At 59.6% G+C, this 24,760-nt stretch carries 22 protein-coding genes and 1 pseudogene; 8 read left to right on the top strand and 15 right to left on the bottom strand.

The features are described from left to right. Positions 1-81: 81 nt before the first annotated feature. From ACR809_RS14660 to yciH, 4 genes are all read left to right on the top strand, one after another. Positions 82-390 (top strand): LapA family protein, encoded by a 309-nt coding sequence (locus tag ACR809_RS14660; protein WP_002901780.1) that lies wholly within the window; start codon positions 82-84, stop codon positions 388-390. A gap of 6 nt (positions 391-396) precedes the next feature. After that, entirely contained in the window at positions 397-1,566 is a 1,170-nt protein-coding gene (lapB, locus tag ACR809_RS14655) for a lipopolysaccharide assembly protein LapB (RefSeq protein WP_004140292.1), read from the top strand. A gap of 191 nt (positions 1,567-1,757) precedes the next feature. Next, entirely contained in the window at positions 1,758-2,495 is a 738-nt protein-coding gene (gene pyrF / locus ACR809_RS14650; protein ID WP_004151907.1) for an orotidine-5'-phosphate decarboxylase, read from the top strand. Then, positions 2,495-2,821, top strand: coding sequence for a stress response translation initiation inhibitor YciH (yciH, locus tag ACR809_RS14645; protein ID WP_004190739.1), 327 nt, complete (start codon positions 2,495-2,497; stop codon positions 2,819-2,821). Before pyrF ends, yciH begins: the two co-directional genes overlap by 1 nt. Positions 2,822-2,952: 131 nt before the next feature. Here yciH and osmB read toward each other — a convergent pair whose 3' ends face one another. From osmB to ACR809_RS14610, 7 genes are all read right to left on the bottom strand, one after another. Continuing rightward, positions 2,953-3,171 carry an osmotically-inducible lipoprotein OsmB gene (gene osmB / locus ACR809_RS14640; RefSeq protein ID WP_002901783.1) on the bottom strand — a complete coding sequence of 73 codons (219 nt, stop codon included), beginning with the start codon at positions 3,169-3,171 and terminating at the stop codon, positions 2,953-2,955. A 275-nt stretch (positions 3,172-3,446) separates the two neighbouring features. Continuing rightward, a complete protein-coding gene (yciT, locus tag ACR809_RS14635; RefSeq protein WP_002901785.1) occupies positions 3,447-4,196 on the bottom strand; it encodes a DNA-binding transcriptional regulator YciT in 750 nt (249 codons plus the stop codon). A gap of 71 nt (positions 4,197-4,267) precedes the next feature. Further along, on the bottom strand, positions 4,268-4,447 hold the full coding sequence (locus tag ACR809_RS14630) for a YciZ family protein (RefSeq protein WP_002901786.1): 180 nt from the start codon (positions 4,445-4,447) through the stop codon (positions 4,268-4,270). A gap of 158 nt (positions 4,448-4,605) precedes the next feature. After that, a complete protein-coding gene (locus ACR809_RS14625) occupies positions 4,606-6,540 on the bottom strand; it encodes an exoribonuclease II (RefSeq protein WP_002901787.1) in 1,935 nt (644 codons plus the stop codon). A gap of 81 nt (positions 6,541-6,621) precedes the next feature. Then, on the bottom strand, positions 6,622-7,779 hold the full coding sequence (locus ACR809_RS14620) for a CMD domain-containing protein (protein WP_122051390.1): 1,158 nt from the start codon (positions 7,777-7,779) through the stop codon (positions 6,622-6,624). 190 nt (positions 7,780-7,969) lie between these two features. Further along, a complete protein-coding gene (gene fabI / locus ACR809_RS14615) occupies positions 7,970-8,758 on the bottom strand; it encodes an enoyl-ACP reductase FabI (RefSeq protein WP_004140277.1) in 789 nt (262 codons plus the stop codon). A gap of 198 nt (positions 8,759-8,956) precedes the next feature. Then, positions 8,957-9,499 carry a HutD/Ves family protein gene (locus ACR809_RS14610; RefSeq protein ID WP_014907760.1) on the bottom strand — a complete coding sequence of 181 codons (543 nt, stop codon included), beginning with the start codon at positions 9,497-9,499 and terminating at the stop codon, positions 8,957-8,959. 247 nt (positions 9,500-9,746) lie between these two features. Between ACR809_RS14610 and ACR809_RS14605 the strand changes: the two genes are divergently transcribed. Continuing rightward, complete coding sequence (locus ACR809_RS14605; RefSeq protein WP_162992551.1) at positions 9,747-11,126, top strand: purine-cytosine permease family protein; 1,380 nt, start codon at positions 9,747-9,749, stop codon at positions 11,124-11,126. A gap of 44 nt (positions 11,127-11,170) precedes the next feature. Here ACR809_RS14605 and sapF read toward each other — a convergent pair whose 3' ends face one another. The 6 genes from sapF to ACR809_RS14575 all read right to left on the bottom strand — a co-directional run bounded on the left by sapF (position 11,171) and on the right by ACR809_RS14575 (position 17,698). Continuing rightward, positions 11,171-11,980, bottom strand: coding sequence for a putrescine export ABC transporter ATP-binding protein SapF (sapF, locus tag ACR809_RS14600; protein WP_004140269.1), 810 nt, complete (start codon positions 11,978-11,980; stop codon positions 11,171-11,173). A gap of 1 nt (position 11,981) precedes the next feature. Further along, entirely contained in the window at positions 11,982-12,974 is a 993-nt protein-coding gene (sapD, locus tag ACR809_RS14595) for a putrescine export ABC transporter ATP-binding protein SapD (RefSeq protein WP_004140266.1), read from the bottom strand. Next, entirely contained in the window at positions 12,974-13,864 is an 891-nt protein-coding gene (gene sapC, locus ACR809_RS14590; RefSeq protein ID WP_004151901.1) for a putrescine export ABC transporter permease SapC, read from the bottom strand. Before sapC ends, sapD begins: the two co-directional genes overlap by 1 nt. After that, positions 13,851-14,816 (bottom strand): putrescine export ABC transporter permease SapB, encoded by a 966-nt coding sequence (gene sapB, locus ACR809_RS14585; protein ID WP_122051388.1) that lies wholly within the window; start codon positions 14,814-14,816, stop codon positions 13,851-13,853. Before sapB ends, sapC begins: the two co-directional genes overlap by 14 nt. Then, positions 14,813-16,456 (bottom strand): ABC transporter substrate-binding protein SapA, encoded by a 1,644-nt coding sequence (gene sapA / locus ACR809_RS14580; RefSeq protein WP_002901817.1) that lies wholly within the window; start codon positions 16,454-16,456, stop codon positions 14,813-14,815. Before sapA ends, sapB begins: the two co-directional genes overlap by 4 nt. Positions 16,457-16,789: 333 nt before the next feature. Continuing rightward, positions 16,790-17,698 carry an SDR family oxidoreductase gene (locus ACR809_RS14575; protein ID WP_162992550.1) on the bottom strand — a complete coding sequence of 303 codons (909 nt, stop codon included), beginning with the start codon at positions 17,696-17,698 and terminating at the stop codon, positions 16,790-16,792. A gap of 107 nt (positions 17,699-17,805) precedes the next feature. Here ACR809_RS14575 and ACR809_RS14570 point away from each other — a divergent pair, with 107 nt between their 5' ends. Further along, positions 17,806-18,636, top strand: coding sequence for a helix-turn-helix transcriptional regulator (locus ACR809_RS14570; protein WP_122051386.1), 831 nt, complete (start codon positions 17,806-17,808; stop codon positions 18,634-18,636). Here ACR809_RS14570 and ACR809_RS14565 read toward each other — a convergent pair. Then, positions 18,615-20,924 (bottom strand): annotated as a pseudogene (locus ACR809_RS14565) (helix-turn-helix domain-containing protein). The gene ACR809_RS14570 and the pseudogene ACR809_RS14565 overlap by 22 nt on opposite strands. Positions 20,925-21,095: 171 nt before the next feature. Here ACR809_RS14565 and ACR809_RS14560 point away from each other — a divergent pair. Then, on the top strand, positions 21,096-22,265 hold the full coding sequence (locus ACR809_RS14560) for a M20 aminoacylase family protein (protein WP_122051385.1): 1,170 nt from the start codon (positions 21,096-21,098) through the stop codon (positions 22,263-22,265). A 25-nt stretch (positions 22,266-22,290) separates the two neighbouring features. Further along, entirely contained in the window at positions 22,291-23,682 is a 1,392-nt protein-coding gene (locus ACR809_RS14555; protein WP_020324879.1) for an MFS transporter, read from the top strand. On the opposite strand, the gene pspF is transcribed toward ACR809_RS14555, so the two are convergent. Beyond that, a complete protein-coding gene (pspF, locus tag ACR809_RS14550; RefSeq protein ID WP_004148137.1) occupies positions 23,673-24,662 on the bottom strand; it encodes a phage shock protein operon transcriptional activator in 990 nt (329 codons plus the stop codon). The two genes, ACR809_RS14555 and pspF, sit on opposite strands and share 10 nt — an antisense overlap. Positions 24,663-24,760 lie beyond the last annotated feature (98 nt).

Genomic DNA, 24,760 nt, shown 5'->3' with positions numbered 1-24,760 from the left:
ATTCCACCGCTGCGGCGAAAATGATACTTTATAGGGCTGAAAGCGGGCTTTTTTCGCGCAACCCACATAACGGGAAGTCATGTGAAATATTTACTCATTTTCTTACTGGTGTTAGCAATCTTCGTCATTTCAGTGACGCTGGGGGCGCAGAATGACCAACAGGTCACTTTCAACTATTTACTCGCTCAGGGTGAATTCCGCATATCGACGCTGCTGGCGGTGCTGTTTGCCGCGGGCTTTGCCATTGGCTGGCTGATCTGCGGCCTGTTCTGGCTGCGGGTGCGTGTCTCACTGGCGCGCGCGGAGCGGAAAATTAAGCGTCTTGAGCATCAGATTGCCCCCGTCAGCCCGGCGGCTGTCGACGCAGGCGTGCCTGCGGTGAAGGAATAACCTCTTATGCTGGAGTTGTTGTTTCTGCTTTTACCCGTTGCCGCCGCTTACGGCTGGTACATGGGGCGCAGAAGTGCACAACAGTCCAAACAGGACGATGCGAGCCGCCTGTCGCGAGATTACGTGGCGGGGGTTAACTTCCTGCTCAGCAACCAGCAGGATAAAGCCGTCGACCTGTTCCTTGATATGCTGAAAGAGGATACCGGTACCGTTGAGGCGCACCTGACGCTCGGTAATTTGTTCCGTTCGCGCGGCGAAGTCGACCGCGCGATCCGAATTCACCAGAGCCTGATGGAAAGCGCGTCGTTAACCTACGATCAGCGCCTGTTGGCGGTGCAGCAGCTGGGACGGGATTATATGGCCGCCGGACTGTATGACCGCGCGGAAGACATGTTCAAACAGCTGGTGGATGAGACCGATTTCCGCCTCGGCGCGCTGCAGCAACTGCTGCAGATTTACCAGGCGACTAGCGACTGGCAGTCGGCTATTGAAGTGGCTGAACGGCTGGTGAAACTGGGGAAAGAGAAACATCGTGGCGAAATCGCCAACTTCTGGTGCGAACTGGCCCTGCAGCAGATGGCAGCCAACGATCTGGATAAAGCGATGGCGTTGTTGAGAAAAGGCGCAGCCGCGGACCGCAACAGCGCCCGGGTATCGATCATGATGGGCCGGGTGTGGATGGAAAAGGGCGACTACGCCAAAGCGGTGGAGAGCCTCGAGCGGGTTATCGATCAGGATAAAGAGCTGGTGGGTGAAACGCTGGAGATGCTGCAGACCTGCTACCAGCAGCTCGGCAAAACCGATGAATGGGAAGTTTTTCTGCGCCGCTGCGTGGAGGAGAACGCCGGGGCGACCGCCGAACTGATGCTGGCGCAGATCCTTGAGCAGCGGGAAGGCGTCGAAGCGGCGCAAAACTACGTCACCCGGCAGCTGGAACGCCACCCGACCATGCGCGTCTTCCATAAGCTGATGGACTACCATCTCAACGAAGCGGAAGAAGGGCGGGCGAAAGAAAGCCTTGGGGTGCTGCGAAACATGGTTGGTGAGCAGGTGCGCAGCAAACCACGCTATCGCTGCCAGAAATGCGGGTTTACCGCTCATACACTCTACTGGCATTGTCCGTCCTGCCGCTCGTGGGCGACCATTAAACCCATTCGCGGTCTCGACGGCCAGTAAAGCCAAAAAAAAGGCCTCCGTTAGTTACAACATACTTATGGCTTCACTCCTCTCCAGGCGCGGCCCCGGCAGCGCCATCGTCCGGTCAGGGCAGGTACGGCAGTCTGTTATTTTGTTCGCTTCACAGGTAGAATGCTGCCCGTTTACCTTTTTTGCGCCACCCCGGCGCCCATCAACACTAAGGTCTGGTCATGACGTCTACAGCTATCCCATCTTCCCGCGCTGTCACATCCTCTCCCGTTGTGGTTGCGCTCGACTATGATAATCGCGATAAAGCGCTGGCATTTGTCGACCGCATCGACCCGCGCGACTGCCGCCTGAAGGTGGGCAAAGAGATGTTCACCCTGCTGGGCCCGCAGTTTGTCCGCGATCTGCATCAGCGTGGGTTTGAGGTGTTCCTGGACCTTAAGTTTCACGATATTCCCAACACCACCGCCCGCGCGGTGGCCGCAGCGGCTGAGCTGGGCGTATGGATGGTGAATGTCCATGCTTCCGGCGGCGCGCGAATGATGACCGCCGCGCGCGAAGCGCTGCTGCCGTTTGGCAAAGATGCGCCGCTGCTGATCGCTGTCACGGTACTCACCAGCATGGAGTCCAGCGATCTACAGGATCTGGGCATTACCTTATCTCCGGCTGACTACGCGGCGAAGCTGGCGGCGCTGACCCAACGCTGCGGCCTTGATGGGGTGGTGTGTTCAGCCCAGGAGGCTGTGCGCTTTAAGCATGAGCTGGGGCAGGCGTTTAAGCTGGTGACCCCGGGGATTCGTCCGCAGGGCAGCGACGCTGGCGATCAGCGGCGAATTATGACTCCTGAGCAGGCTCAGGAAGCTGGGGTAGACTATATGGTGATTGGTCGCCCGGTTACTCAGTCGGCGGATCCAGCCGCGACGCTGCGGGCGATCAACGATTCTCTGCGCAAGGGGGCATAATGAGCGATTCCAACAGCCGTCTGGTCTACTCCACCGAAACCGGGCGTATCGACGAGGCGAAACCGGCGCCGTTGCGCCCGAAAGGCGACGGCATTGTGCGGATCCAGCGCCAGACCAGCGGCCGCAAGGGCAAAGGCGTCTGTCTGATTAGCGGGATTGATGCCGATGATGCTGCGCTAACCGCTCTGGCGGCAGAGTTGAAAAAAAAGTGCGGCTGCGGCGGCGCGGTGAAAGATGGCGTGATCGAGATCCAGGGCGATAAGCGGGATTTACTCAAGTCGCTGCTTGAGGCGAAAGGGATGAAGGTCAAGTTAGCCGGTGGCTGATCGCTATTTTCCCTCTGCTCCAATGGTCTGGTTGAAATAACAAGGCCGCGGTAAATGCCGCGGCCTTGAATGATTTAACGTGCGTAAGTCAATTCGTGTGAATTATTCTTTTATTTCGTCAGATAATTAAATTATTTTCCGACCTGGTGACCAATAATACCACCGACTGCTGCGCCACCCAGGGTACCGAGCGCGCTACCGTCAGTTAACACCGCACCACCGATAGCGCCGGCGCCAGCACCGATAGCCGTGTTACGATCGCGTTTAGACATGTTAGAGCAAGCGCTCAGAGACATTGCTACAGTGACAGCCAGAACGACAGCAGCCATTTTTTTGCTCGTTGAAGTCATCATTTTTTTTCTCCTGAATAATCTATTCATGGATTACAGCGCTCCTCTAAGCATAGCCTGATAAAGCAGCTTTAGGGCAATTCCATGAAGTTAAGGTGCGCAGGTGTCACGAAAATCACGCAGGTGATAGTCACTTCCTGTTATATCGCTAATAATAATTTTACTTTTTTTAAAATTTATCGTCAGGTAAAAAGTCTTAATTAGCGGCTCGGAATACTCTCAGAGCGATAAAGCGCCCCTTCCGGCGCTTTGGCAGGAGATGGGGCGGCGGAGGATCAGATGTAGGGCACGATATCGACGGTCAGGCCGCTGCGGAGCAATTGTTCGCGACAGGCGTCCGGTAAGCGATCGTCGGTAATAACGCGATTAAAGCGGCCGGCGGGACCGAGCGGATAGGGATGTACCGCGCTGAATTTTGAACTGTCGCTAAGAATAATTGCCTCACAATGCTTCTCCAGCACGGCGTTCACCACGTCCGCACGCATCATATCGCGGCCGGTAAAGCCGGTTTCCGCCTGCCAACCGTCGATCCCGATGAAGGCTTTGCTGAAATGCACCTGCTGGATGAACTGACGGGTTAGCGGACCGACCATACTCTCACTGCGTTTCTGATAAATTCCGCCCAGCAGGATCACCTCTCCTGGCGTCTCTTTCAGCAGATGGGCGATATAGCTGCTGACGGTAATGATGGTGATATCGCCGCGCTCGGCCAGCGTACGCGCCAGCAGGGCATTGCTGCTGCCGTTTTCGATAAATACCGTTTCACCGGTATTCACTAGCGCCGCAGCCCGGCTGGCCAGCTCACGCTTAATGGCGAAATGGGTCATCATGCGGGTTTCGACATCTTCGCTGTCCAGCGGTACGGCATAGCCATGAGTACGGCGCAAATAGCTCTGCTTTTCCAGCAAATTCAAATCCTGACGAATAGTAACCTCAGAGACACCGGTCATCTTCGCCAGATCGGCGACGCTCATGCGGCCTTTATCGATGACCACTTGCAAAATACTTTGTTGTCGGGCGTTCATAGCAACATCACTGTTAGGGGGCTATATGGCGAGCAACCGGTCCATATGGCCGGCTGCGGCATGGCTGATATTCAGATTTCCCAGGGCGCCTTGGGTTGGTTTTGTTGTTCAGCATCGTCCGCCGCCAGCGCCAGCAGCTCCGCTTTGAGGATCTCCAGATTATGGATCGCAGAATGGTAATCACCGGCAACCAGAATATCCAGCACGGTATCGATACGTTGAGCGAGCAGGTGGGCATTCACATCTGACATGGCATTATCCTGGTAACAAAAACGAATGAAATCAATGATGCTAAAAATGAATGAAAAAGAGAAGCGAAAAAAACGCACAACCTTAATCGGTGCGACGGAAATGGCTGGATAGAGAGGAAAGAAGCAGCGGTTCCCGCAGGAACCGCTGTGAAGGGGCGTCAGACCGCCGGACGCGCAATAATGCTGCGGGTTTCCATGCGAACTTCAGCGATAGTGACATCGATAACGTCAGTCACTTTATAGACTACTTCACCTTTGATCTGCACGGTACCGTTCTCCTGGCTGCACACCAGTTCGTCGCGCACGGCGTGGAGGAACGGGGCCGGAATAAAGGCGACCGCGCCATTGTCCACCAGACGCACGCGCATCCCGCCGCGGCTGACGTCGATGATCTCCGCCGCGAAGCGGGTATCGGTCCCGGCTTTATCGTTGAGGAAACGGGCGTACAGCCAGTCGGCGACGTCGCGCTCGGCCATCCGGTTGAGACGACGGCGCTCCGCCATCTGCACGGTGGCTTCATCCTGGGGACGCGCAATGGTCTCGCCTTTAATGATGGCTTTCAGCAGACGGTGGTTGATCATGTCGCCATACTTACGGATCGGCGAGGTCCAGGTGGCATAGGCTTCAAGCCCAAGACCAAAGTGCGGGCCCGGCTCGGTGCTGATTTCCGCAAACGACTGGAAGCGGCGAATGCGGCTGTCGAGGAAACCGGTCGGCTGAGCGTCCAGTTCCCGGCGCAGCTTGCAGAACCCTTCCAGGGTGAGCACTTCCGTCGGGTCGACGTGCACATCATGGGTTTTCAGCAGGGCGGCCAACTGCTCGGTATTCGCCGGGTCGAAACCGGTATGAACGTTATAAACGCCGAAGCCGAGCTTGTCGCGCAGAACGCGGGCGGCACAGATGTTGGCGGCGATCATCGACTCTTCGACAATGCGGTTGGCAATGCGACGCGGTTCCGCGACGATATCCAGCACTTCGCCTTTTTCGCCGAGAACAAAACGGTAGTCCGGACGGTCTTTGAACACCAGCGCATGGGTCTGACGCCATTCGCTACGACGCTGGCACACGTCCTTCAGCAGCGTAATTTGCTGCGCGATCGCCTCGCTGTCCGGCTGCCAGCTGCCGCGGCCTTCCAGCCAGTCAGAGACGTCGTCATAGGCCAGCTTGGCTTTCGATTCGATGGTGGCGGCAAAGAACTCGATATTGTCTTCGATGGTGCCATCGGCCGCCAGAGTCATCCGGCAGGCCAGCACCGGGCGCACTTCGTTAGCGCGCAGGGAGCAGAGGTCGTCCGACAGCTCGCGCGGCAGCATTGGAATGTTGAAGCCCGGCAGATAGTTGGTAAAGGCGCGCACTTTTGCGGCGTTATCCAGCTTGCTGCCTTCGGCAATCCAGGCGGTCGGGTCGGCAATGGCGACCGTCAGCAGCAGTTTGCCATCAGCAGTGGACTCGGCATACAACGCATCGTCCATATCTTCGGTGCTGGCGCTGTCAATGGTGACGAAGTCGAGGGCGGTTAGGTCGCGGCGCGTCAGCCCCTCGTCGAGCATCTCGGTGGCGACGCCGTCCGGTGCCTCTTTCTCAAGATTATGGCGCGCCAGGGTTACCCACCATGGGACGAAGTGGTCGTCGCTAAAAGTGATGAACTGGGTCAACTCGGCGTAAAATCCGCGGTCGCCTTTTAATGGATGACGGCGCATCTCGGCGACGGCCCAGTCACCCTGTTTAAAATCGTGCTCAACGCCGCGGGCGGCGCGGCAGGGAATGGCGTCTTTCAGCAGCGGATGGTCAGGAACGATAGCGAGGCGATCGTCTTTCTTCTGGACTTTACCGACAAAACGAGTCAGGAAGGGCTCAACCAGCGATTCCGGCTCGGCGCTTTCGCGTTCTTTTTCAGAATGGATCACCGCGACGATACGGTCGCCATGCATCACTTTTTTCATCTGCGGCGGCGGAATGAAGTAGCTCTTCTGAGCGTCCACTTCGAGGAAGCCAAAGCCCTTTTCCGTGCCCTTAACGACCCCTTCCGCGCGCGGCGTCTGGGAATGCAGTTGCTGTTTAAGCTGCGCTAGCAGCGGGTTATCCTGAAACATAATTAGGTATTTTCGTGGCTAAAAGAGCGGCTGACATTTTTACGCGAATATGCCTGCCGCAGCAAGCGCTGTTTCAGCAATTTACGTCTGCTGACGCACATTGCCGAGGGCGATTTTCAGACGATTCATCCATCCGCACAGCCCGCTCCAGATCAACAGATCGATTGCTTGTTGCTCAGAGAGTCGATATTCCGCGAGGGGCGTTAACTGGGCGGCGCTAAACCGGTCAGGCGAGCGGGTTAACAGCTGCACCGCGGTCACGAGAGACCGGGCCTGAGGATGCTGCTGGAGCCAGTGATGGAGGGCCTGGTCGCCCTCCCGCAGATGGCTGGCGAACTCCTCTTCACCCTGCCAGTGGGGGAGCCAGGCGTCAAAACAGGTGGGGCTGCCATTGGTGCGCGCCGTGAGTAAGGCGACCTGCGGGCCAAAGGTATCATCCGTGCTGAGCTGGCGGATCAAGGTCTTCAGAGGCGCGAATAACTGTGGGTCGCAGGCCAGCAGCGGCGCCAGCTCGCCCAGACCGGGCAGCGACTGCCAGCCGGCGATGCGCCGCTGACGCTCATCATCGGCATACTGCAGGTCGGGATCCGCAATGTCTACCTGCCATGCTCCCGGCGGCGGGGCGAACAGTTCCGCGGGTGCCTCCTCTTGCTGGGGCATACCGGGGATCCAGCGCACCGGAAAGCCCTGGGCCGCCTGCAGGACGGCAATCGCCCGCGCCTGGAAGCCGACGAATCCGATAATCTGGTTGAACAGAATAATGTCCCGACTGGTTAAGCCCACTTCGTCCAGCTGGCTACGGGAGAGAGCGTTAATAACCGAGGGCGAACCGGCAAGCTGACGAGCATATTGCGTGATTTGCGCCAGACGACGGTTGCTCTCGCGCGAGGAATCGGGGCCTGGCAGGGGAGCAAGGCGGGCGGCGTAGTGGTTACACAGCCGCTGGACGCCGTAGACCTGGGCGACGGTGAGCGCGGTGCTGAGTCGATCGTAAGCGGTAAAGGTCTGCAGGCGACTCACCGCCACCTGGTCGGGAAACAGCAGTTCGGCCAGCTGGCGTGCGGGGTGTAGCCAGTCAGCGTGGGCACGTAGCCAGGCGGCCGGCAGCGTCAGGTCCAGCAAAAAGCGGTCTTCAACATGGGCGGCTTCAGGGACGAGCGGCAGGACATCCACCGGGCAGATTGTTGACTGGGTTTCGTGATACCAGTGATTTTTGCCATTCACGCGGCGTGGCTCCATGGGCTTTCCTTGTTCGGTATGTGGCGAACCGCCGTTCCGCGGATCGTTTATGCAGAACTATCCTGGCGTAACCCGGAAGCAGGAGAAAATATTGATACGTGCTAACAAATAGCCGATTGGAATAACAGGTGGGGCGTAAGGCGTGGGGGAGGGAAGAACCCTCCTCACCGGGGCGAGGAGGGGAAGGAACTTATTTCAGTTCCAGCTCGTTCATGGCGGCGATATTGAACCCGCCGTCAACGTGAACGACTTCACCGGAGATCCCCGCAGACAGGTTGGAGCACAGGAAGGCTGCGCTGTTACCCACATCTTCAATGGTGACGGTGCGACGGATCGGGGTGACCGCTTCGCAGTGCGCCAGCATTTTACGGAAATCTTTAATACCGGACGCGGCCAGCGTACGGATAGGACCGGCAGAGATGGCATTGACGCGAACGCCTTCCGGACCCATGGCGTTAGCCATATAGCGGACGTTAGCTTCCAGAGAGGCTTTGGCCAGACCCATCACGTTATAGTTCGGGATCGCGCGCTCTGCGCCCAGGTAGGAGAGCGTCAGCAGAGCCGAACCCGGGTTCAGCATGCCGCGGCAGGCTTTGGCCATTGCCACGAAGCTGTAAGCGCTGATGTCGTGCGCGATTTTAAAGCCGTCGCGAGTGACAACGTCAACGTAGTCGCCGTCTAACTGGTCAGCCGGGGCAAAACCGATTGAGTGGACGAAACCATCGAATTTTGGCCAGACTTTTTCCAGCTCGGTGAACAGCGCGGTGATGCTCTCATCTTCAGCAACGTCGCACGGCAGCACAATGTCAGAACCCAGCGCGGCAGCAAACTCTTCTACGCGACCTTTCAGTTTCTCATTCTGATAGGTGAATGCCAGTTCCGCGCCTTCGCGGTGCATTGCCTGCGCGATGCCGTAGGCGATGGACAGTTTGCTGGCGACGCCAGTGATCAAAATGCGCTTACCGGAAAGAAAACCCATAGCTTTAATCCTTATCGTTATTGCTTATTTTTACTTTAACAATCATAACGTTAACATTGTTATTTCAAAATAACTCAAATTTAGCCGGGAATTATATCCCACTGACGACCCCTTGTGTCACGATATTTTTCAGCCGGTCCGCGCCGCGCGGGGCAAAAGTACATCGCGATAGCTGCAGTATATCATCTCTCCTGACGATTATTTGAGCGCGATCTCCGCCAGCAGCAGGCGTCCATTGCTGCCCAGGGGACGCAGATTCCGCGGGGATCCACCGCGCCAGCAGAGGCCGCTGCCGGCCGCGCAGCGTCGCCCGGCCAGATCCCACTCGCCTTGTAGAACATAAGCTACCCCCTCGCTGGCAGGGCATTGCAGGTCGCTAACGACCTGAACTGTCGCCGACGCGCGCCCGCGCTGAGTCATGATATTGAAGTCCAGCCCTGGCGCAACGATCCCGACGCTGGACAGCGCCCATTCGCCGGGGAAAGCCCACGGCTGCCAGAGCGCCAGCGGTTGGTCGATATTCTCGCCACACAGCCGTAGCGGCTGCCCCGCCAGCAGAGTAATGACCCGGTCGACGCCAGGAAAGGGGGAGAAAGGGCCATCCGCCTGCAGGGTGGCAATACTCGCTCGCCAGAGAAAAGGGGCATCTGGAGCGGGTACGCAGATGATTTCGCGCGTCTCTCCGCCACCGTTTTTCCACGGCGTGACGGGGAGCGTCGAAAGTTGAAAAGGGACCATCATGGGCAGCATACCTTAGTTAATCGCTTCCGGCGTCAACAATAAGCACCGCCTTGAGCTAGTTTAGTAACTTTCTGCAATACAAATATTTTACATATTCGTCACAAAATGAGAGTGCATGCAAGGCGCTGAGTTGTCAATGCTTGTATATACAAGAACGATTGAGTGAGGTGATATTAATAACTTGAGTGAGGAACCTATGTCTTCGTTTTCGTCTACAGACGGGCAGTCAAAGAGCAATTATGCTGGAATGAGTGAAAGGCGGTCGATTGATTACATCCCGGAAAGCGAACGGCATGGACACCCTTTTAGCCAGTTCACCCTTTGGTTTGGCGGCAATCTGCAAATTACGGCGATTGTCACTGGCGCTTTAGCCGTTGTGCTGGGCGGCGATGTAGTGTGGTCTCTGGTCGGGCTTCTGGTCGGTCAGATGCTGGGGGCGGCGGTGATGTCTCTGCATGCGCTGCAGGGACCGCGACTGGGACTTCCGCAAATGATCCTTAGCCGCGCCCAGTTTGGGGTTTTTGGCGCGGTGGTGCCGCTGGTGCTGGTTTGCGTCATGTATATCGGTTTTTCTGCCAGCGGCACCGTATTGGCCGGGCAGGCAATGGCCAAACTACTGAATATCAGCCACGTAGCCGGGATGCTGATATTCAGTGCGATTATTATCGTTATCGCCGTCCTCGGTTATAAGGTGATCCACAAGCTGGGCAAACTGGCGAGTATCGTCGGAATTCTCGCCTTCGTTTATATGTTCATCACGCTGCTACTTTCGGCCGATCTCAGTGCGCTCGCGCACAATAACCATTTTTCGCTGCCGACGTTTTTATTAGCCGTATCGCTCTCCTCATCGTGGCAGATCGCTTTTTGTCCCTATGTATCCGACTATTCGCGCTACCTGCCACGCGATGTTTCCGCCACGAAAACGTGGTGCTCAGTGTTTTTCGGCACCGTATTGGGTACCCAAACGTCGATGACGCTCGGGGTTCTGACAGCGGCCATTGCCGGCAGCGCGTTCCCTGGTCATGAGGTGAGCTATCTGGTGGGATTAGGTAAGAGTCAGGCGATGGCCATGGTTATCTATTTCGCCATCTGTTTTGGTAAAATTACCTTCACTACCCTCAATGCGTACGGCAGCTTTATGTCGCTGACCACCATTGTTTCCGCCTTCAGCCGGCAAACCGTGCTGTCGCAAAAGTGTCGCATTGCATTCGTGGTGCTGATGGTGACGGCTTCCTGCATTATCGCGTTGCTTAGCGAACCCGCTTTCTTAAAGCATTTCACGCATTTTCTTCTGTTTCTGCTGGCGTTCTTCGTGCCGTGGAGCGCCATCTGTCTGACGGATTATTATCTTATCTCGAAGGGCGCCATCGATATTCCGGCGCTAAGCGACCCGCAGCAACGCTACGGGTTCTGGAACCTGTACGCGATCACCCTGTATATCGTCGGTGTGCTTATCCAGTTGCCGTTCATTGAGAACCCGTTGTTCCATGGTTCGCTCACGTGGATCTTCGCCGGTAACGATGTCTCATGGATAATAGGTTGGTTTGGCACCGGGGTTCTTTACTACGCGCTGCGCCGCTTTGACCGCCGGTCGCTGCCAGCGCAGAGTCTTTTCCCTTCTACCTGAATGACAAGGGCGGCGTGAGGGCCGCCCCTGCCGTTGCCTGCCAGCTATTTCCCGTCTTTGCGCCAGGCGTCGGCGGTGAGGGCTTCCCCGAAGTGGCCGGCGATCAGGCGCCGGGTCAGGTCGTGCAGCGGCGAGGCCAGCACATCGGCAGTGCTGCCGCGCTCGACCACTTCGCCGTTATGCATCACCAGCACCTGATCGCTGATGTGTTTCATCATTCCCAGGTGCTGAGTGACATAGATATAGGAGATGCCCTGTTTCTCCTGCAGCTCCAGCATCAGGTTGATAAGCTGGGAGCGCATCGACATATCCAGCGAGGCCAGCGCCTCATCGCAGACGATAACCTTCGGGCGCAGGATCAGCGCCCTGGCGAGGCCGAGACGCTGCTTCTGACCGGGCGCCAGCATATGGGGGTAGTAGCTGACGTGGTCCGGCAGCAGACCAACCATGCGCAGGGTGTCGATTATCTGCTTCTGCCGCGCCTCGGCGTCGAGATCGGTATTCAATCGCAGCGGAAAATCGAGGATCTGCGAGATGCGCTGGCGCGGGTTCAGCGAGGTCGACGGATCCTGAAAGATCATGCGAATCTTCTGGCTGCGGTAGGAGTAATCCCCAAAAGTCAGCGGATGATCGTCAATCAGCAGTTCGCCGCTGGTGGGTTCCACCATGCCCGCCAGCATCTTCGCGAGGGTCGATTTCCCGGAGCCGTTCTCGCCGATAATCGCCAGCGTCTGCCGTTCACGCAGGGTAAAACTCAGCGGCTTAACCGCCTCAACCGTCTGACGGTGAAACCAGCCGGTGCGGTAGCGAAAGGTCTTACTGAGTTGGCGAACTTCCAGCAATGTTTCGACCATTTCACTCTTTCTCCATGTTCAACGGGAAATGACAGGCGTACAGATGGTTGCGCGCCCCGGTAAGACGCGGCGTTTCGATACACTCGCGCTGGGCGTACGGGCAGCGCGGCCCCAGCCGACAGCCGATAGGCAACTGCTCCAGTAGTGGGATCGCTCCAGGCAGGGTGTTGAGGCGACTTTTATGCGGCATGGCGCTACCGAAATCCGGGATCGCGCGGATTAACGCCTGGGTGTAGGGGTGATGTGGGAGGGTGATCAGCTCTTCGCTGGGCCCACTCTCCACCGTCTGCCCGCAGTACATGACGTTGATTTTATCCGCCCATTTGCTGAGCATTTGCAGGTCATGGCTGATCAGCAAGATGGTGGTGTTGTTGTTCTGGTTGAGCCGCGTCAGCAGGCGAATAATCTGCGCCTGGGTGGTCGGCTCCATGGCGTTGGTCGGCTCGTCGGCAATCAGCAGACGCGGCTGGTTGGCCAGGGCGATGGCGATCATCACCTTCTGGCACTCGCCCTCGGTCAGCTGATAGGGGAAGCTGCGCATGGCATCTTTGTGATCTTTAATGCCGACGCGGTGCAACAGCTCGATGGCCCGGCGCTTGCGCCAGCCCAGCCGTTGCCACCAGCGGCCCTTGTAGGTCCAGCCGGGGATACTCTGAATCAGCTGCTGGCCGATGCGCTCAGAGGGATCGAGGCACGACTGGGGCTCCTGAAAAATCATCGACACGTTATGGCCGATCAGCTTCCGGCGCTCGCGGTTCGACAGTCGCAGCAGGTCAATGTCATCGAAGCGCATGCGGTCGGCAGTGACCCGCCAGTTGTCTTTGGTCACGCCGCAGATAGCTTTGGCAATAAGGCTTTTCCCGGAGCCGGATTCCCCCACCAGGCCGCGGATTTCGCCTTCGGTCAGCGTCAGGCTGACGCGATCGACGGCTTTTACCCAGCCTTCGCTGGTTTTAAATTCAATGGTTAAGTGACGAATATCGAGTAACGGCATTATTCTACCCCGGCAATGATCGCCCGGCGAATACCGTCGCCCAGCAGGTTGACCAGCAGTACGCTGAGCATAATCGCCGCCCCGGGGAGCATCACGGTCCACGGCGCCACATAGATAAGCTCCAGCGCATCGCCCAGCATGGCTCCCCATTCCGGCGAAGGCAGCTGGGCGCCGAGATCAAGAAAGCCCAGCGCGGCAATATCCAGAATGGCCATCGACAGGGCGCGAGTGATCTCGGTCACCAGGCCGGAGGCGATATTGGGCAGGATGGCGAACAGCAGAATATTCAGCGTCGAGGCGCCATCGAGGCGGGCGGCGATGATGTACTCTTTCTCCAGCTCATCGTGGACCATGCTGTAGACGGAGCGCACCATGCGCGGCAGCAGCGCCAGCCAGACGGCGAACATCGCATGGCTCAGATGCGGCCCGGCAAAGGCGACGACGATAATCGCCAGCAGCAGCGAGGGGATGGAGAGCAGGGTGTCGAGGATATGGTTCATCACCGCCGAGCGCAGGCCGTGGGTCGATCCGGCAATCACACCCAGCACCAGACCAAACAGCGTGGCGCCGAGGGTGACGACAAAAGCGCCGCCGACGGTGGGCGCCGCGCCGCTCAGCAGTCGGCTCAGCACATCGCGGCCGAGGTCATCGGTTCCCAGAAAGAAGGAGACTTCGCCATAGCGCGACCACGACGGCGGCAACAGCTGGTAGCCGAGGAACTGCTGGTCGATGCCGTAGGGAGCGAACCAGCCGCCGAAGACGCAGAGCAGCAGCAGGCCCGCGCAGCCGTACAGACCGATCATCGCCGTGGTGTCGCCATAGAACTTACGCCATACGGTGCGCAGCGCGCCGGGCGGACGCTTTTCCAGATAAACGCTATCGTAGGGCATACCATTCCTTATGTTTCAGTGGGTTAGCCATGGCACCGAGAATATCGGAAATCACGTTGACAATAATCACCAGCGCGCCAATCACCATCACTCCGGCGGAGATCGCCGCGTAGTCCTGCTGGCGAATGGCGTTGATCAGCCAGCGGCCCAGTCCAGGCCAGCTGAACACCATCTCAGTGATCATCGCCAGGGTGAGCATGGTGGAAAACTGCAGGCCGAGACGCGGGATCACCGGCGGCAGGGCGTTGTGCAGCACATGGCGCAGTAGAATTTTGCGTCGCGACACGCCGCGGGTGGCGGCCGCTTTTACATAGTTAGTGTCATACACCTCGCTGGTGCTAATGCGCATCAGGCGGATCACTTCAGTGGTGGGGGCGACCGCCAGGGTCAATACCGGCAGCACCATATGCCGGGCGGCGCTGACGATCATCTCATGGCGCCACGGCGAGTCCGAAAGCCAGGCGTCGATCAGCGCGAAACCGGTGACGTTTTTCACCTCATACAGCAGATCGAAGCGACCGGAGACCGGAAGCCAGCCGAGGTTCAGGGAAAAGAAGAGGGTCAGGAGCAGCGCCAGCCAGAAGACCGGGATCGAGAAACCGACCAGCGCGACGGCGCTGATCAGGGTATCGGGCCATTTATTGCGCATTACGCCGGCGATCATCCCCACCGGAATGCCTATCAGCAGGGCAAAGCCGAAGGCGAGGATGCACAGCTCCATGGTCGCCGGGAAAACCTCGCGCAACTGCTCAGAAATCAGCTGGCCGTTAATGCTGGATACGCCGAAATCCCAGTGCAGCACCCCTTCAAACCAGAACAGCCACGCATTCCACAGGGAAGCGCCCTGCAGTGGGGCATGAGGGGTGAAATAGCTCAGGCTGAAACCGACAAAGGTCAGAAAAAAGAGAGTGATTAGCAGCAGCAGCAGACGGCGCAGGGTAAAAATAATCATGGCTTCTTCACCTCTTCGGTATTTTCCCGCGATACGCCAGCGAACGAAGCGTTACCGAAAGGGCTGAGCACCAGGCCTTTCATATCATAGCGGTAGGCCTGCAGCCGCAGCGACGAGGCCAGCGGCAGGACCGGCAGTTCGCGGGCGAGGATCCGCTGCGCCTCTTTGTAAGCGTCCATCCGCGAGGAGAGCTGCTGCGAGAGCAGCGCTTTTTGCAGCACGTCGTCAAACTCCCGGTTACACCAGTGGGCAAAGTTGGTTTGCGAGGCGATGGCCGCGCAGCTCAGCAGCGGTCGGAAGAAACTGTCCGGATCGTTACTGTCCGTCGCCCAGCCGGAGAGCGTCAGGTCGTGGCTCATGTCCATCAGGCGCGCCTCCTGGAAACGTCCCTCTACTGGCACAATAATCACCTTAACGCCAATCTGCGCCATATCCGCCTGGATAAGCTCCGCCGTTTTCAGCGGGCTGGGATTCCACGCCTGCGAGCTGGTGGGCACCCACAGCTTGAGGGTCAGGTTTTCCAGCCCCAGGGCTTTCAGGCGGGCGCGGGCCTCCTGCGGATTATATTCGGTAATTTTAGCGTCATTATCGTAGGCCCACGAGGCCCGCGGCAGCATGGACGCCGCCGTCTCCGCGGTGCCATAGTAGATGGACTGCATCAGGCGCTGGTTGTTAATCGCCAGCGCCAGGGCATGGCGCACCTCAGGATTATCCAGCGGCGGCTTGGCGGTGTTGAAGGCCAGCCAGGCGATGTTCATTCCCGGGCGCAGCGTCAGGCGCAGGCGCGGGTCGTCACGCAGGATCGTCAACTGGCTGGCGGCCGGCCAGGCCAGCACGTCGCATTCTCCGGTCAGCAGTTTCGACAGGCGGCCGGTGCCGCCGGAGCCAAGGTCGACCACCACCTGGGGCATCAACGGTTTGCCGCGCCAGTAGCCGGGGTGGCGCTGCAGGCGAACATATTGTCCGGAGCGGTAATCGGATAGCTGGAACGGGCCGGTGCCAACCGGCTGGCGATCCAGTTGCTCCTGGCGGTCGTCCTGCGTTAAGCGGGCGGCATATTCGGCAGAGGTAATTGACGCATAGTGGGTGGCCAGATGCCAGAGGAACGAGGCGTCCGGCCGCTTGAGGCGAAACTCCACGGTCTGATTATCCAGCTTGCGGACGCTCTCCACGCTGTCAGCAAACTGCAGACTGTCGAAGTAGGGAAAACTGCTGCCGTTGACGTTGTGCCACGGATGGTCGCGGTTAAAAATACGGCCAAAGGTAAAAATGACGTCATCGGCATTAAAGTCCCGCGTCGGGGTAAACCACGCCGTGCGTTGAAACGGGACGTGGCGGCGCAGGTGAAAGCGGTAGGTGGCGCCGTTATCGAGAACTTCCCAGCTCTCCGCCAGCTCGGGGACCAGCCGGTAGGTATAGGGATCGACGTCAAGCAGACGATCGTAGATCTGAGCGGCCAGCGTATCGACAATCAGGCCGCTGCTGACTTTCTGCGGGTTAAAGGTATTAACCTGGCCGCTGACGCAATAGACGAAACCGCTATCGCGGATATCGGCGCGGTCGGGGAGCGCAGGGGCGGCAAAAGCTGGCCCACACAGCAGGGAAACGGCTGCCAGGAGAGATGACAATTTCAGGCGCATATTTTCTGTTTGATTATAGAGCTGAACTCTATCTTATTAAGATTAATAGACATTCACCACCGCCTTCAACAAGCCTGAGGGATAATGCGGTTACCGGGTGCGTATAGTATTCAGTCAATTGATTAAAATAGTCGCGGAACCGAGTCTGTATAGTGAAACATGGTAACTTTTTATCGCCGATATCGCCAGTCAGCTCTGTTTGGCCGCGGTTGACCAAACGGCGACGACGTGCGGACGCTAGAGAATAGACTCAGTATAGCGGGGAGAAAGCCGATGACCCGACGGGCGACTAGCCATACCCGTCGGGTGTGATACAGGGGGAGCGTGTTTCGATTATTGTGACAGTGTCACTTTATGATAGTCCATATTCTGCAGGTCCTCCAGCAGCCCGGGGCCAACCGGCTGCCACTGCAAGCGCTCGCGGGTCCATGCCGAGCTGGCGCGCAGGTCAAGGGCGGTAAACGGCGCAAACCAGCCGAACCAGGCGTCGACCTGCGACTCATCCAGGTGGGTCAGCGGCAGGTTTAATCCGTGGGCAATTACCGCGGCAATATCGCGTAACGCGATCCCCTCTTCGGCCACCGCATGATAGCGCTCGCCGGCCGCGCCCTGAAGCAGCGCGCTGACATACAGACGTGCGACGTCATCGACATGGGCGGCTGACCAGCGGTTGCTTCCCTCGCCGCGCAGGGCTACCGCCCCGTTGGCGACCGCGCGTTCGATATAGCAGGTCAGCAGTCCCTGACGCACAGTGTCATGCACCTGCGGTAAGCGGACCAACCTGACATCCACTCCCGCCTCCAGCAACTGCTGGCCGGCGAGCTCTGAGGCGGTGCGCGGGCTGGGGTGCGCTGAGTTGAAGAACGACTCCCGGGCCGGGGCGCCGCTCCCGTCGTCGCCCATCAGCGTGCCGGAGGTGATCACCAGCGGCCGCGTGCTGCCTCGCAGCGCCTGGCCCAGGGCCAGGATCGCCTGGCGGTCTTTCTCGCAGTTAGCGGCAAAGCGGCTGAAGTCGTGGTCGAAGGCGGTATGGATCACCGCGTCGGCGTTCCCGACGCCAGCCAGCAGCGACTCCGGGGCATCCAGCGTGCCGCGATGCACCTCGGCGCCGGCCGCCTTCAGGGCCTGTGCGGTGCTCTCGCTGCGCGCGAGGCCGATAACCTGATGGCCCGACGCCTGCAGCGCCGGAAGAATACGTGAGCCGATAAATCCGCTCGCGCCGGTAAGAAATATACGCATCATGGATCTCCTGAATGGGTTTCAGGCGTATCCTACCTGCGATGTCATACTATAAAAGTAGAGACATTATCGGGGTATAAATTCTAACAGGCAGAACCCACAGGCAGATGATGAACACTTCTGACAACCATGCTTTAGGCGATTTTCTCCGCGCCCGCCGCCAGCGTCTCGATCCGGCAACGTTTGGCTTCCCGGCGGGACGCCGGCGCACCCCGGGGCTGCGCCGCGAAGAGGTCGCGCAACTCGCCAGCATCAGCCCGACCTGGTATACCTGGCTTGAACAGGGGCGCGGCGGGGCGCCTTCCCGCGAGGTGCTGGAGCGGATCGCCCGCGGTCTGCGGCTGACCACCCCGGAGCGCGAGCATCTGTTTATTCTCGCCTTTGGCCATCCGCCGCAGACGCGTCTGACGGTGACGGATGATATGACGCCGCGGCTGCAGCGGGTGCTTGACGCTTTCACCATTCCGGCGATTATCCGCACCGCCAGCTGGGACGTCATCGCCTGGAACGCGCCGGCGGCCAGGGTGCTGACCGACTACAGCCAACTGCCGCTGGCGGAGCGCAACGTGCTGCGCCGCCTGTTTACCCGGCCGGAGGCCCGCTGCACTCTGGAGGACTGGCAGAGGGTGGGGCAGCTTATCGTCAACGCCTTCCGCGCCAACGTCACGCGGATGGGCGCCACGAAAGAAACTGACCAGTTGATCGCGGAGCTCAGCCAGCAGAGCGTCGAGTTCGCCCGTTTTTGGCAAAGCCATGACGTCGCCGGTCATGGAGAAGGCTATAAGCGCATTAACCACCCGCAGATGGGTCCGCTCGATCTGGAATTTACCTCCTTTGCCGTGGAGGGCCGTCCCGATCTTTCCCTGCTGGTCTTTAATCCGGCAACGACGGAGAGCCAGCGGAAAATTCACGGTTTACTTCAGGGGGCTGTGGGCGACTGAGGGGTAAACTCGTACAGCGCCAGCGCGTTGCTCTGCAGCGAGTCGATCCGCAGCCAATAGCCATCGAGCCTGGCTTCATCCACGCTGAGCGCCGGACGGGCCTGATGCATCAGCCACTGATAATCCTCGGCGTCAGGGCCGCTGCGGCTGCGAAAGGCGTCCACCAGCGGGAACAATGCGCCGTGGTGCTGATCGAACAGGTGCTGTTTGATGCGCCAGCTGCCATCCAGGCCCTGCAGCCGCACGCTGTAGGGCTGGCTGAAGCGCTGGATAAAGGCCGCTTCGCTGGAGAGCCAGGGATTGTAGACCACCGTATTGCGCAGCAGCAGCTGGTAGTGACCCTGGTGGTGGAGCAGCAGCAGGTTTTTATCGTGAACCAGGATCTCGCCGCGCAGCCGCCGCCAGAGCCAGAGTACCCAGTAAACCGGGCGCGGCAGGCCGTGCAGATAGTGCAGCGCCAGGCTGGAGGTATCGAGCTTGCCGTTGGCGCGAGCTTCGCCCTGGAGGCCTGAATTTAACCAGAAGCCCGCCAGCCAGACCTGGTCCGCCACCCCCAGCAGATTATCCATCAGCAGCGCGCCGCGAAAAAAGCGGCCGTTGGTATCCCGCGTATCGCCGGTCAGCGTATTCCAGGAGAGCAGCCACAGCGGCAGGTTGAGCTGACGCTGGCGCAGGGCGCTGTGGATCTGCCGCAACTTGTGCAGCGGATAATGTTCACTGGAGGCCAGGCGGCTGCTGTCAACCTGGGCCAGATCCAGCTGTTCGTTGGCATCTGCCTGGCAGGCGAGAAAATCCGCCTCTGCCAGCAGCGGCGAGTGGAACAGCGGATCGTTCCCGGGATCGCTGGGAGCAAAGCGGTGCCAGATCCCCAGCTGCGGCTGCGGCAGCAGGCGATGAAGGACCCCGCGCTGCTGCCGCCAGGCGGCCTGGCGCGCAGCTTCGCTGGCCTGCGGCGACCAGTGCCAGACAAAGCGCCAGCTGTTGAGCGTGGCTGGCGGAAAATGGTTGGCGGCGAGCTGCAGGAAGCGCTGCAGCAGGTCACTGCGGGTGGTGACGCCGGTGTGCAGGATCACCTGCCAGCCCATCGCCGCCAGCCAGCTAAAAATCTGCTGCAGGTTGTACCAGCAGGCGTAGCCGGCCATCTGCGGATCGTCCCAGCCGGTACCGAACAGCCGACTGCTGAGAAAGGGATCGTTGATATCGATGGCATACACCGGCAGGGCGTGGTGCAGCTGTTCGAGTTCCCGGCGCACATCTTCGCGCAGCAGATCGTCCAGTTCGCGCACGGTCACCACCATCCGGGTATGGCGCAGCGCTGCGGGGCGCGCTGGACGATCGCGCAGATTGATCTCCCGGGTCTGCGGTGGGTTGATCGGCAGGGGGGGACTTTCCCGGTCGCGTGGTTCCGGCTCATTGAGTCGCGCATACAGCCGGTCGGCCGCCACCGGCTGCCAGCGATCGGCCTGCGGCGGGCGCGGTCGGGCAAGCTCCAGAGGATGCTGTTCACGATACTGGCGCGGCGTCACGCCGTGCTGGCGCTTAAACAAATCGCTCATCATTCGCGTACTGGCGAATCCCTGTTCGCGGGCGATTTGCTGGACGGTTTTGCGGGTGGTTAATAGCTGGTCGGCGGCGTGGCGCAGGCGCAGCGCGGTGAGGTACTGGACAAAACTAACCCCGACCTCTTTGCGAAATAAGCGTGACAGCTAGGCCTCGGAGACAAATTCCGCGGCCGCCACCTCCTGCAACGAGAGGCGACGCTGATAGTTAGCGTCGATCCGCGCCACCACGCTGGCTATTCTCCGGCTCCATTTTTCGGTATCGCGCCGGGGCGTGGAGGCGATGGGCTGGCTAAAGCGCGTGGCCAGCAGCAGCGCTATCTCACTCAGCCAGCGGTTGGCCTCCAGTCGGTAATGGCCTGGATGATTGACCAGGCCGCTCACCAGCAGCTGGCGCATCAGGCGGCGCAGGCCGTCATCGGCATCCCGGGTGCGCGGCGTTATCTGGTAATCGACGGCAAAAAAGGCATTATCGAGGCGGGCCAGCCAGCTGGCGGAGAGGGTGAGGATCATCACGGCGTTGGCCCCGGCGCTGCGCAGGCTCCAGCGACGGTTGCGGTTAACGATCGCCAGCCCGTCGGCGGCGAGCGGCTGCGACGCACCTTCCGCCACCACCAGATTTACGCTTCCCTCCAGCACCCACAGCAGCGTCAGCAGATCGCTTTCCGGCTGGGTCAGCTGACGCACATCGCGTACGGTGACGCTAAAGTCGCCTGAATGGTGCTCCACATGGCTCTCCTCTGTAGACAAAAAACAACCGGTTGTTTTTTGTCATAACCGATATGTATGAAAAACACTCATTGATTTTTCGTCAATATAAAACAAAAAAGCGCGCCTGCAAGCTGAGGCACCCGCATAAACTCGAAAGTGTCGTGCAAACACAACACAGGAATAACAAAAATGACACATCCGTTGCTTGAAGCATTGCAGGTTAACGAGGCGCAATTTATTGCTCTGCGTCGTCGGTTCCACCAGCAGCCGGAGATCGGCTTTGAAGAGCACCAGACCAGCAGCGAGGTCGCCCGACTGCTTGGCGAGTGGGGATACGAGGTTCACCGCGGCCTGGCGGGCACCGGAGTGGTGGGCACGCTGCGCGTCGGCGAGGGGAAAAAACGCCTTGGCCTGCGGGCGGATATGGATGCCCTGCCGATGCAGGAGCGGAGCGGTAAGCCGTGGGCAAGCCAGGTTGAAGGGCGCTTTCACGGCTGCGGCCATGACGGGCACACCACCACGCTGCTCTACGCAGCTGAATATCTGGCGCGCACCCGGCAGTTTACCGGCACGCTGCAGCTGATTTTCCAGCCCGCGGAAGAGTTGCTGTACGGCGGGCGGGTAATGGTCGAGGACGGTCTGTTTGATCAGTTCCCCTGCGACGCCATCTTCGGCCTGCACAATATGCCGGGTCAGCCGTTGGGCAAGATCGGCCTGCGCGACGGGGCGATGATGGCCTCCTCCGATACGCTGCATATTGAAGTGAAGGGCGTTGGCGGCCACGGCGCGGTGCCGGAGCATACGGTGGATGCCACGCTGGTGGCCTGCCATATTACCCTTGCGCTACAGTCCATTGTCTCGCGCAATATCACCCCGTTTGAGCCGGCGGTGGTGACCGTCGGCAGCATCCAGGCCGGTCATGCGCCCAATATCATTAACGATCACGTGCTGATGAAGCTCACGGTGCGCACCCTCAATGAGCAGGTGCGCGAGACCGTGCTGCAGCGGATCCATGATATCGCCGTGGCCCAGGCGGAGAGCTTCAATGCCACCGCCGCGCTGACCCACGTCAACGGCAGTCCGGTGTTGCGTAACGATCCGGCGACGAACGCCATGGTGCGGGAGGTGGCGACAGCGCTGTTTGGCGCAGAGCAGGTGGGCGAGGTGAAGCCGTTTATGGGCAGTGAAGATTTTGCCTTCATGCTGGAGCAGCACCCGCATGGCAGCTATTTCACCATCGGCGCCGGCGATGAGCCGGATCGCTGCATGGTGCATAACCCGGGGTATGACTTCAACGACGCGCTGTTGCTGACCGGCGCGGCGCTGTGGTGCGGCCTGACGGAACGCTATCTGCGCTAATCACGAGAAACGGGAGGGCCATGCGATGAGCACTGTCACAATAAGCGACACCCCGTTTGTCGGCAACGATCGCCTGCTGGTGGGGATTGTGTTAAGCGTTTTAACCTTCTGGCTGTTCGCCCAGTCGGTGATTAACGTGGTGCCGGCGATGAAAAGCAGCCTTGATATCTCTCTTGAAACCTTAACTCTGGCCGTCAGTCTCAGCGCGCTGTTCAGCGGCTGCTTCGTGGTCGCCAGCGGCGGCCTGGCGGACAAGTTTGGCCGGATGCGGATGACCACCCTCGGGCTGGGGCTGAGCATCGTCGGCAGCGCCATGCTGGTGGTCGCTCAGGGACCGGGGCTGTTCCTGGCCGGCCGGGTGCTGCAGGGGCTGTCGGCAGCCTGCATTATGCCGGCGACGCTGGCGCTGATTAAGACCTGGTATGAGGGGCGTGCGCGGCAGCGGGCGGTCAGCTTCTGGGTCATCGGCTCGTGGGGCGGCAGCGGTCTCTGTTCCTTCGTCGGCGGGGCTATCGCCACCGGTCTGGGCTGGCGCTGGATCTTCGTCTTCTCGATCGCCGTTGCCCTGCTGGCGCTGTTTTTGCTGCGCGGCACGCCGGAGAGCCGCAGCGCCAGCGCCAGCCAGCATAAGCTGGACGTCGGCGGTCTGCTGAGCCTGATTGTTGCGCTGGTGCTGGTGAATCTGTTTATCAGCAAGGGCCACGGCTGGGGCTGGAGCAGCCCGCTGTCGTTGACCATGCTGGCCGGGGCGCTGGCGGCGGGGACGATATTTATCCGCAACGGCATGCGCAAAGGCGAGGCGGCGCTGATTGATTTTGCGCTGTTTAGTAACCGGGCCTACGGTGCGGCAGTGCTGTCGAACTTTCTGCTCAATGGAGCGATTGGCACCATGATGATTGCCAGCATCTGGCTGCAGCAGGGGCACCACCTGACGCCGCTGGAGAGCGGGATGATGACCCTCGGCTATCTGGTGACCGTCCTGGCGATGATCCGGGTCGGCGAGAAGCTGCTGCAGCGCTATGGCGCCCGGCTGCCGATGATGGCCGGTCCGGTGTTGACCGCTATCGCCATCGCGCTGATATCCTGCACCTTTCTCGAAAAGGCGCTGTATATCGGGGTGGTGTTCGCCAGCAACGTGCTGTTTGGCCTCGGGCTGGGCTGCTACGCCACGCCATCGACGGATACCGCGGTGGCCAATGCCCCGGAGAACAAAATCGGCGTCGCCTCGGGGATCTATAAGATGGGCAGCTCGCTGGGCGGGGCGATGGGTATCGCCGTGACAGCGTCACTTTTCGCGCTGTTTTTACCGCTGGGCATGGCCCATGCCGCCCAGTATGCCCTGTGGTTTAACGCCGTCTTATGTCTGGGGGCGATGGCGGTGAGCGCGCTGCTGCTGCCGCGCGCCTCTCACAGCTGATGCTTTTTCAGCAGCGCGCGGAGCTGGTGATAGGTTAATCCCAGCAGCTCCGCCGCCTGCTTCTGATGATACTTCGCCTGCTCCAGACTCCGCTGCAGCAGGCGTTTTTCCTGCTGGAGCTGGAAATCGCGCAGATCCAGCGGTAGCGCGGGCAGCTCATCGCCGGGCGCGGCTTCCGGCGGAGAGCCGGGGGACTGACGAAAAGGGTTAATAATAATCGCGTCCAGCTCATGTTCGCTGTCGCCGTGGCGATACACCGAGCGCTCAACCACGTTCTTCAGTTCGCGAATATTCCCCGGCCAGCGGTAGCCGAGCAGCGTCGCGGTCGCTCGTTCGCTAAAGCCGGGAAACAGCGGCAGACCGAGTTCGCGGCACATCTGGATGGCAAACTGGTTGGCGAGCAGCATGATGTCGCTCTGCCGGTCGCGCAGCGGGGGGAGCTGTACCACGTCGAAGGCCAGGCGGTCGAGCAGGTCGGCGCGAAAATGACCTTCCTCGACCATCTGCGGCAGGTCAGCGTTGGTGGCGCACACCAGCCGGACGTTAACCTGCAGCGGCTGGCTGCCGCCCACGCGCTCCAGCTCGCCATATTCAATCACTCTTAACAGCTTCTCCTGCACCAGCATTGGGGCTGTCGCCAGCTCATCGAGAAACAGCGTCCCGCCGTCGGCGCGCTCGAAGCGCCCGGGATGGCGCTTGCTGGCCCCGGTGAAGGCCCCGGCTTCGTGGCCGAACAGCTCCGAGTCGAGCAGATTATCGTTCAGCGCCGCGCAGTTCAGCGAGATAAACGGCCCCTGCCAGCGGCTGGAGAGGTAGTGGAGACGGTTAGCGATAAGCTCTTTCCCGGTGCCGCGCTCGCCGATGACCAGCACCGGTTTATCCAGCGGGGCCAGCCGGGAAACCTGTTCCAGCACCTCGAGAAAGCTGTTGGCCTCGCCCAGCAGATTATCCTTGTACTGCGCCATGATGAATTTCGCCATTAAGTAGTGTAATTAACCAGGTGACTGTAGCAATGCCCAGCACGTTTCGCAACCACCCTGTTTAAAATCAATAAGATAAAAAGTTGGCACGCCATTTG

This window comes from Klebsiella sp. CD33 (assembly GCF_051992865.1).
Classification (GTDB): domain Bacteria; phylum Pseudomonadota; class Gammaproteobacteria; order Enterobacterales; family Enterobacteriaceae; genus Klebsiella; species Klebsiella pneumoniae.
This window is presented reverse-complemented; position numbering and strand designations above follow the sequence as displayed.

Coding starts and splice junctions, on each gene's coding strand:
- lapB (WP_004140292.1), top strand. CDS start 397: ATGCTGGAGTTGTTGTTTCTGCTTTTACCCGTTGCCGCCGCTTACGGC.
- fabI (WP_004140277.1), bottom strand. CDS start 8,758: ATGGGTTTTCTTTCCGGTAAGCGCATTTTGATCACTGGCGTCGCCAGC.
- sapF (WP_004140269.1), bottom strand. CDS start 11,980: ATGGTCGAAACATTGCTGGAAGTTCGCCAACTCAGTAAGACCTTTCGC.
- ACR809_RS14555 (WP_020324879.1), top strand. CDS start 22,291: ATGAGCACTGTCACAATAAGCGACACCCCGTTTGTCGGCAACGATCGC.
- ACR809_RS14610 (WP_014907760.1), bottom strand. CDS start 9,499: ATGATGGTCCCTTTTCAACTTTCGACGCTCCCCGTCACGCCGTGGAAA.
- osmB (WP_002901783.1), bottom strand. CDS start 3,171: ATGACTTCAACGAGCAAAAAAATGGCTGCTGTCGTTCTGGCTGTCACT.
- yciH (WP_004190739.1), top strand. CDS start 2,495: ATGAGCGATTCCAACAGCCGTCTGGTCTACTCCACCGAAACCGGGCGT.
- ACR809_RS14605 (WP_162992551.1), top strand. CDS start 9,747: ATGAGTGAAAGGCGGTCGATTGATTACATCCCGGAAAGCGAACGGCAT.
- pyrF (WP_004151907.1), top strand. CDS start 1,758: ATGACGTCTACAGCTATCCCATCTTCCCGCGCTGTCACATCCTCTCCC.
- yciT (WP_002901785.1), bottom strand. CDS start 4,196: ATGAACGCCCGACAACAAAGTATTTTGCAAGTGGTCATCGATAAAGGC.
- ACR809_RS14620 (WP_122051390.1), bottom strand. CDS start 7,779: ATGGAGCCACGCCGCGTGAATGGCAAAAATCACTGGTATCACGAAACC.
- sapA (WP_002901817.1), bottom strand. CDS start 16,456: ATGCGCCTGAAATTGTCATCTCTCCTGGCAGCCGTTTCCCTGCTGTGT.
- ACR809_RS14625 (WP_002901787.1), bottom strand. CDS start 6,540: ATGTTTCAGGATAACCCGCTGCTAGCGCAGCTTAAACAGCAACTGCAT.
- ACR809_RS14570 (WP_122051386.1), top strand. CDS start 17,806: ATGAACACTTCTGACAACCATGCTTTAGGCGATTTTCTCCGCGCCCGC.
- ACR809_RS14575 (WP_162992550.1), bottom strand. CDS start 17,698: ATGATGCGTATATTTCTTACCGGCGCGAGCGGATTTATCGGCTCACGT.
- pspF (WP_004148137.1), bottom strand. CDS start 24,662: ATGGCGAAATTCATCATGGCGCAGTACAAGGATAATCTGCTGGGCGAG.
- ACR809_RS14630 (WP_002901786.1), bottom strand. CDS start 4,447: ATGTCAGATGTGAATGCCCACCTGCTCGCTCAACGTATCGATACCGTG.
- ACR809_RS14560 (WP_122051385.1), top strand. CDS start 21,096: ATGACACATCCGTTGCTTGAAGCATTGCAGGTTAACGAGGCGCAATTT.
- sapD (WP_004140266.1), bottom strand. CDS start 12,974: ATGCCGTTACTCGATATTCGTCACTTAACCATTGAATTTAAAACCAGC.
- sapB (WP_122051388.1), bottom strand. CDS start 14,816: ATGATTATTTTTACCCTGCGCCGTCTGCTGCTGCTGCTAATCACTCTC.
- sapC (WP_004151901.1), bottom strand. CDS start 13,864: ATGCCCTACGATAGCGTTTATCTGGAAAAGCGTCCGCCCGGCGCGCTG.